The organism is Enterovibrio gelatinilyticus (assembly GCF_028683095.1).
Classification (GTDB): domain Bacteria; phylum Pseudomonadota; class Gammaproteobacteria; order Enterobacterales; family Vibrionaceae; genus Enterovibrio; species Enterovibrio gelatinilyticus.
On the sequence record NZ_JAJUBC010000023.1, the window covers coordinates 78,936 to 86,017 of the forward strand.

The following is a 7,082-nucleotide window of genomic DNA, read 5'->3' on the forward strand; positions in this document are numbered from 1 at the left end:
TCATACAGCCTAAAACACAGTGATTATGCTTAACGCATCAAACATGTCAGCAGGTCACACAATGACGCAATACACCGATTTTGCTCACAAGCATGCCCGCTTTCTCTACATGATTCGCGTCACCTTGGTGATGGGGTTTATGTTAATTATCGTCAGAGTTTTCGATGTTCCCTACGGATATTGGGCGTTAATCACTGCGGTCACCATACTCGGCGCAATACCTTTTGTCGGTGGTGTGCTTTCGAAAGCCAAGCAGCGAATATCTGGCACAGTCATGGGCGGATTACTTGGTATGGCGCTGTTTCTTATTCCACCTGACTATCATTGGACGCATCATATCGCCTTTTTTGTCTTACTCATTGCTGCTATGTATTTCACACAAGAACACTATGCTTATGCTGCGCTGATGGCCGCAGTGACCATTGTGGTTGTGGCGGGTGGCGGGCCTGCTGATTTTGAAGCAGCAGGATGGCGAATACTCAATGTGCTTTGGGCAGGTGTTCTCGCTGTGGTGGTCAGTGTATATGTTTTTCCTGCCAAAGCGACCGACCAGTTTCTGCTATTAGTTGAATCATTTCTGCACGAACTAAGCCACTACTATACACAGCACATTGAGTCAGCAAAGCAAGGCGCATTCGAACCTGCACATGCAGACAGGCTCAACGAATTGGTCGACAAGCAACAAAGTATTTTACCGCACGCGCTGAAAGAATCAGGCGTTCACACGCCTGCCCTCAACACCATCTTACTGATCGAAAAACGACTTTATGCGGAGCTTGAAGCGCTGATCAGCACCCAATGGGATGCACAGCAAGGGAAAGACGAAATCAGCGAACTGGATGGGCTGACAGACTCACAATATGCACTTGCAAAACAGTTTGATGCACTTGCGCTTCAAATCACCAATAAGAAGGTCACGGCAATACTTGAGCAAGACATTGGCATTCTCAATCTGGCTTCCAGCAACATCGCCCACCCCAAAGGCGACACCCGTGACATCAGCTACTTTGGCTATCTGTGGTTGAACCGTGAAATGGCGAGACAATTTGCACAATTAACCGTAGTTACCAAGAAAGTGTTTGCCTACCAATAATTGCATGAGCTAAGTGCGGCGACATTGCCATAGCACCTTTGGTGCGGTTATCCTTCCACACCCAATAAAGGTAGACTTATTGTTCTGAACACGTATGATCTCGGATAACGTTACATTAAAACAACCTAAGTGGTTGTTTAAAAATAAGATTTAGAATCTATTATGATCAGAGATACAACCCTCGCGCCTTACAGTAAATGGACAAAACCTTTTGTTTCAGAAGTCGCTGAGATCATTAACCTACTGAAAGACAACGGCTATGATGCGAATCAGCTAATGAGCGTGACTGGCCTACAGCCAAAGAACGTGAACGCATGGACAGCGCGTTATAAGAACGAACCTGACAACGTGTCATCGATTCCTTATCCGTGCTGGTGCTTTTTGTGCGCCCTTGCAGGTAAGCCAAATATTCAAAGTGACGGTGAAACGATTCAGGTCAACGTGCGAAGAGTGTTGTCTTACTTCAAACCAACCGCGTTTAGACCGAGCGACGTTTTTGTTTGCCCAACCAGCGAGCAATTTAGCAACCTAATCGATAACGAGAACTACGAAACACTAACGACCGAGAAGCTGTCTGAGGTTTTCCATTGGAATGCTAAGAACTTCGCGCATGGTATTTCACAAGGTTCGTTACCTTTCTTGAACTGGAGCCTGATCGTCATGACGCTCGGCATTGATATCCAGAAAATGATTCTGAAAAACCTCGAAGGCCCAGTCTTTATCGACTAACTTCGACGCTTGGCTCCGAAACTCAAATTCTGACGTCTAGATTCGGGGATCCAAGATTCAAAAAACTCAAAAGCCGCTGATTGAAGTGACCCCGTAAAGTTGGACATTTCTGTTAAGCGGCTTTTTTGCTGGCGGTATTTTGCGTCGGCCTTGAAAACCCTTGTTGTGTGTAGCGGGTTAGTACACTACTTCATGCCTGCACCGACTGTAGCTCGGACTTCTATGCCTGTTGGATCGAAACCTTCTAGGCAATATACATTTACGCCGAAATAGTCCGGCGTAACCCGCTTTCTATGAAAAGGATAAATACCACAGACCTTACAAAAGTAGTGTTCGGCTGTGTGTGTATGAAATTGATAAGTGTTTAGTGATTCAATGCCAGATGTGATGCGCATTGACGTTTCATGAACTTTGACCATAAGAGCGTTCTTCTTAACGCAAATTGAACAGTCGCAGGTCGTTAACTCTGGAAAATCCGAATCAATTTCGAATTGTACTGCCTGGCAGTGACAGGAGCCTTGAAAGGTTTTTTTGTGATTCATAGGTAATTTCCTGTTTCGGTGCCCAATATCCACATCTCGTTGCCGCTGGAAAACCAAGAAAATCGCCATCATCGACTGAGTTCGGAAGATGGTCGTTATCTTAAATTCAATAGTAAGAGACGAGGCTATGTGGGATGAATAACACTGCCAAATTTAGCTATTGAAGCCATAGTCGTTTGCTAGTGAATCCCATCAAAATCTCTTTTCTAAACAATGAGAAGAACACGCTTCGACCCTTTTGATCTAATGAATTTCGCCAAAAACAACATTCCAACGAAAGGAATGAACGATGCGCGATATTCAAATTCTACAAGATACTCTACAAAATCAGTGTCCCACTATTCATAAAAAACGGCTTCAGTCGCTGATACTTGCGACCCCATCCTCACTCGATGGGGCTGACCTCACGCTCACTAAACTCGGTCGCTCCCTTAACGTTATGACCACGGCTAAACGTTCCCGTGGCGCGATGTTGTCCAACGTGCGACGAACGACTCATGGTCTTCGTGGGCGTCACTCGACCGAGGTAGCCGAAAGGCGAACAGAATAAGGAGAATGGCGGGCATACATCCATCCGGAGCTCACCCGAGCAATTGACTTAATAAAGCAGCAACGGACTTGTCCAACACCCAAATAAAGCGTCGGCTGCGCGACACGCATTCTTATTTGTTATGTGTTTCACTCTAACTCACTCAAATCCAGCTTTTCAGCAAAAGAAATAGCAGATTCTTTATCAATGCCATTTATCGTAATCATTCGAGCAGTCTTATCACCAACTGCGTCAATTGTAACCTCGATATGTTTTGCGGAATTTTCACCAATGAGTTTCCGTTTTTCAAATATTTCCCACGCATCAATTTGAAACTCGTTACTTAACAGACTCTTCATATCATCCGATGACATGATTGGATCTGGAATCATCCCCTCGTAAATATCATCAAAATCTCTGATTTTTCCTTTTTTTACGAAGACATAGTGCTGGCTCATACTTGATTCTCGTAAGACACATAACGCATTAAACACCGGATTGGTGAAGTTGGCAGTTTTTTTAACAAAAAGGTGACAGCTTTACCAAGTCCACGTGCTTTGACTTGTTAGTACTTTTCACCACCAATTCTCGAAAGATCCTTATCTATGCGCTATGTTAAATGGCATAACCGCCAAGCCTGCTGATTGTAAATGCAACATACTCACCGATAACCTTAGGGTCGTGAGTATGTAAAACATCCTCCTCAATGAGAACCCCACAATCTACCATGACGGGATTTATTGAAATAATTTCTCCAAATGCTCTGTATTTCCAGCCTTGAATTTGTTCAAGACATTTTTTCTTTTCGGGATTCCCATGAAAAGTCGACTCCCAAGACTCTTCTTCGTCAAGCATATTTGAGAATTCAAATTCAAAGGCTTCTCCAAGCTTGGGCATCGTCTCAATATCAAGAGTCAGTTCATCCATAACACAGTACACGCAGCCGTCTATTTCAATGAACGCCTCAAGATATGTGCCTTCTGTAGAAAGTAACTTCGCTATCATATTTGCCATTTAACGCCTTGTTAACGCGCGAAAAACTAGCGTGCCATACGATTGAACGAAGCGAAAATGGCACGCGTTTTGAGTCACTTCCGAACAACTTTCCATGTACGCAATCAACCATTATTCCTTTACTATTAACTGCTTATGTATTCCATTCTCTATTTTGTAGCACAACCCTATAGCCATCAAGATCTTCAAACGTTTTACCTACAACGTCCCAGTAATCATTGTATGAAGTAACAACCTTAAAGCCTGCTTGCACCATTTGAGTACAGCACTTTTCCCAAACACTATCTTCAGAAAAGTAAAAAACCAAAAGGTTATCTTGTGTTGGGGCTGTACCAACAGTCGTCCCCTTATGGTGGGTAAACTCTAAGTGATAATTATGGTTTTCATGCCCGATGATTGAACCGTCAAAGCCATTGTGACCCTCAAAAGTTCCTAATAGTTTGAAACCTAGACCATTTACATACATTTCAGTAATAGCATCTAAGTTGTCCGTAGGTCTAGCAACCCTCATTTTCGCTGTTTCTGGTATCATCAAATATCCTTATTTTTCATCAAAACACATAACGTTTGCTAGCGAATCCCCACAAAATCTCTTTTCTAAACAATGAGAAGGACGCACATCGACCCTTTTGATCTAATAAATTTCGCCAAAAAACACATTCCACCAAATGGGATGAACGATGCGCGATATTCAAATTATACAAGATACTCTACAAAATCAGTGTCCCACTATTCATAAAAAACGGCTTCAGTCTCTGATACTTGCGACCCAATCCTCACTCGATGGGGCTACCTTACGCTCACTAAACTCGGTCGCTCCCTTAACGTTATGACCGCCGCGAAACATTCCCGTTACGCTATTTGTCCAACCTGCGAGGAACGACTAATGGTCTTCGTGGGCGTCACACGACCGAGGTAGCCGAAAGGCGAACAGAATAAGGAGGATGGCGGGCATTTAATCGAAGGAGAAAGCGCGGAAGAATAGACACACAGTGACGTAACCCGTTGAAGCTATGGAATGCCTAATAACTTCATGGCGCCCCTCGCCTGTTAATCAGTGGCGAACATCATCTATCCGGCGCTCACCCGAGCAATTGACTTAATAAAGCAGCAACGGACTTGTCCAACACCCAAATAAAGTGTCGGCTGCGCGACACGCATTCTTATTTGTTAGCTGCGTTTCAAAACTGGTAATACTTCAGCGGTTTCAGTATCTAGCATGTCTAAAACACTTTCAAAACCATGTATAGGAGACCAACCTAATTTCTCACGTGCGTACGACGAATCATATACGCGATCTAAGCTTTGAGGTAATTGCCAACTTCTATGTTGAAATGCTAGCGCGATTTCTGGGCACTTACGTTTGATAACAACCCCAGCTTCAGTATATAGAGCTTCACAATCAGAAAAATGAAAAGGTGTTGCACCTGAGATTATAAAACGATTAAAACCGCTTAAGCGCTTTTCCACAGCACATAAATGAGCATTTGCTACATCGCGAGCATCAATACCACGAGTCAGGCGAAATACAGCCATTAAATCCGCAGGCTCAGGAAAGCATCTCGACATTTGCAGCACAGTCACTGGAAGCTGAAACAGATTTGAAATTTCTTCTAGCTTAGTTTCGGCCGCAATTTTACTTTTATGATAAATCGACTTGGGTTGAGGGGTAACTTCCTCATCAATCCAACCTGCAATACTTTTAGGTGTCGAAGCATAGCCGTACAACGCGGTTGTACTGGTAAAAATAAAGTGCTTAACACCTGCGTTTACGCCAGCCAAAGCCAATTTCTCAGTTGCATCTACGTTTATAGATGTAAACTCTGAATCAGGTACTAAACCAACATGAGGAGCATGAAGAGCAGCTGTATGAACGATGACATCAATATTTTCAAGAACCCCATCAATCAAAGCGCTATCACGGATATCACCAATGTAATCGGCTGTTGAGCAAGGTGTTTTATCAATGCCGACTACGTCATGTGTTCGCATTAATTTAATATAGATTGCACGCCCGACCCTACCCGCAGAGCCTGTTACCAAAATTCTCATTACAACACCTTACTAATGATTAACCTCAAAGCAGCTAACGTCGCTTTAAAGGGCGAAAAACACTAGCTTCACTCAAAAATGCCACCTTAATCGCCATAATTAAATTTAACAAAATTTGCGGGTCGTTTTTTCGTCCGCCTTCAAAGCCCTTGTTATACGACTTAATCACCTGAACTTGAGACGCCAATGCTGTCTTTAGGACCACCGCCAAACTTACCTCCGCCTGGTTTGTTGTCATCATCTTGGTTTTTATGAAACAGCCAAAAGCCTATAGAGGCAATTAAAGGTAGAAGCCAAACGATTAAAATTTGAAGTGATTTCTGTATTGTATCGAGATCATCGCGCTTTGATATGGAAAACGAAACAATGGTATTGAGAAAAATCACTAACGCGATAAAAGCGTACCAATAATTCAATTCCAACCAGCCCCCATGCGATATAACGCTGTTATAGCAGCCACTTTCCAGTACTAAACCCGACTAGACCTATGTATTCACGAATCTTTCTAAGCGCTTCGAGATTGGCAAGGTGTCCCGTTCACGACTTGGTTATGTACCTATTTATCAAATGCAGATTTGTACAGCTCTAGACTTGTGTTAAGTGATTTTGTCAAATCGGAAATTTCTTTTAGCACAAGCCTCATATCTTCTTTTTCAGTCACTATATAAGCTTCAAACCAAAAGCTTAACGTGCTGCCAAGCTGAACTTTTTCACCAACAATAGGTGGTAAAGCGATGGTTCGTATTTGAACATTATCACCAGATCTTGATAGATCACGCACCCACCATGATAGATATTCTAATGCTTTTAAACCTGTCGCATCCTTTTGAATGGTGAACGCAACATTAATTAAAATTTCATTATTTAGGTTGCCTCCACTTCTTCTATACATTGATATTGGTAAGTCAGCATACTCCCCTGCAAAATAAATGGCATTCAGTTCAGCAATATCTTCCTTCGAATAGTGATGTTTTCCTACATCAGCACTGCTTATTCCTGGGATGTTTTCAAATGCATTTTTGAGATCTTTTACCTCTGAAGGCATACCGCTCGCGTAAGCAGCATTAACCATAAAGGTAAAAGTAATCATTACTAATCGAAAATTCAAAGCCTCTCCTTGGCA

The 7,082-nt window shown here is 42.8% G+C and carries 9 protein-coding genes and 1 pseudogene; 3 read left to right on the top strand and 7 right to left on the bottom strand.

Going from position 1 to position 7,082, the window contains the following annotated elements; all coding sequences use genetic code 11:
- Positions 1-43: 43 nt before the first annotated feature.
- Both LRP50_RS17990 and LRP50_RS17995 read left to right on the top strand, forming a co-directional pair.
- Positions 44-1,093 (top strand): FUSC family protein, encoded by a 1,050-nt coding sequence (locus LRP50_RS17990; RefSeq protein WP_274165835.1) that lies wholly within the window; start codon positions 44-46, stop codon positions 1,091-1,093.
- Between the two features lie 162 nt (positions 1,094-1,255).
- Positions 1,256-1,822: a hypothetical protein gene (locus LRP50_RS17995; protein WP_274165836.1), complete on the top strand. Its 567-nt coding sequence runs from the start codon at positions 1,256-1,258 to the stop codon at positions 1,820-1,822.
- 185 nt (positions 1,823-2,007) lie between these two features.
- On the opposite strand, the gene LRP50_RS18000 is transcribed toward LRP50_RS17995, so the two are convergent.
- Positions 2,008-2,436 carry a GFA family protein gene (locus tag LRP50_RS18000; RefSeq protein ID WP_420791236.1) on the bottom strand — a complete coding sequence of 143 codons (429 nt, stop codon included), beginning with the start codon at positions 2,434-2,436 and terminating at the stop codon, positions 2,008-2,010.
- A 217-nt stretch (positions 2,437-2,653) separates the two neighbouring features.
- On the opposite strand from LRP50_RS18000, the pseudogene LRP50_RS18010 reads away from it, so the two are divergent.
- Positions 2,654-2,797 (top strand): annotated as a pseudogene (locus LRP50_RS18010) (IS4 family transposase); the annotation flags it as partial.
- Positions 2,798-3,042: 245 nt separating this feature from the next.
- Here the strand turns inward: LRP50_RS18010 and LRP50_RS18015 are convergent.
- The 6 genes from LRP50_RS18015 to LRP50_RS18045 form a co-directional block, all read right to left on the bottom strand.
- Complete coding sequence (locus LRP50_RS18015; protein WP_274165838.1) at positions 3,043-3,351, bottom strand: hypothetical protein; 309 nt, start codon at positions 3,349-3,351, stop codon at positions 3,043-3,045.
- 157 nt (positions 3,352-3,508) lie between these two features.
- Positions 3,509-3,907 carry a hypothetical protein gene (locus tag LRP50_RS18020; protein WP_274165839.1) on the bottom strand — a complete coding sequence of 133 codons (399 nt, stop codon included), beginning with the start codon at positions 3,905-3,907 and terminating at the stop codon, positions 3,509-3,511.
- Positions 3,908-4,040: 133 nt separating this feature from the next.
- Positions 4,041-4,439: a VOC family protein gene (locus LRP50_RS18025; RefSeq protein WP_274165840.1), complete on the bottom strand. Its 399-nt coding sequence runs from the start codon at positions 4,437-4,439 to the stop codon at positions 4,041-4,043.
- 638 nt (positions 4,440-5,077) lie between these two features.
- Positions 5,078-5,959, bottom strand: coding sequence for an NAD-dependent epimerase/dehydratase family protein (locus tag LRP50_RS18035; RefSeq protein ID WP_274165841.1), 882 nt, complete (start codon positions 5,957-5,959; stop codon positions 5,078-5,080).
- Positions 5,960-6,120: 161 nt separating this feature from the next.
- Entirely contained in the window at positions 6,121-6,381 is a 261-nt protein-coding gene (locus tag LRP50_RS18040; protein WP_274165842.1) for a hypothetical protein, read from the bottom strand.
- A 134-nt stretch (positions 6,382-6,515) separates the two neighbouring features.
- Positions 6,516-7,082: hypothetical protein (locus LRP50_RS18045; protein WP_274165843.1), on the bottom strand; the 567-nt coding region annotated here is incomplete at its 5' end.

What these genes read in the sequence shown, in the direction of transcription:
- LRP50_RS18000 (WP_420791236.1), bottom strand. Translation starts at nt 2,436, where the DNA reads ATGATGGCGATTTTCTTGGTTTTCCAGCGGCAACGAGATGTGGATATT.
- LRP50_RS17990 (WP_274165835.1), top strand. Translation starts at nt 44, where the DNA reads ATGTCAGCAGGTCACACAATGACGCAATACACCGATTTTGCTCACAAG.
- LRP50_RS18025 (WP_274165840.1), bottom strand. Translation starts at nt 4,439, where the DNA reads ATGATACCAGAAACAGCGAAAATGAGGGTTGCTAGACCTACGGACAAC.
- LRP50_RS18035 (WP_274165841.1), bottom strand. Translation starts at nt 5,959, where the DNA reads ATGAGAATTTTGGTAACAGGCTCTGCGGGTAGGGTCGGGCGTGCAATC.
- LRP50_RS17995 (WP_274165836.1), top strand. Translation starts at nt 1,256, where the DNA reads ATGATCAGAGATACAACCCTCGCGCCTTACAGTAAATGGACAAAACCT.
- LRP50_RS18015 (WP_274165838.1), bottom strand. Translation starts at nt 3,351, where the DNA reads ATGAGCCAGCACTATGTCTTCGTAAAAAAAGGAAAAATCAGAGATTTT.
- LRP50_RS18020 (WP_274165839.1), bottom strand. Translation starts at nt 3,907, where the DNA reads ATGGCAAATATGATAGCGAAGTTACTTTCTACAGAAGGCACATATCTT.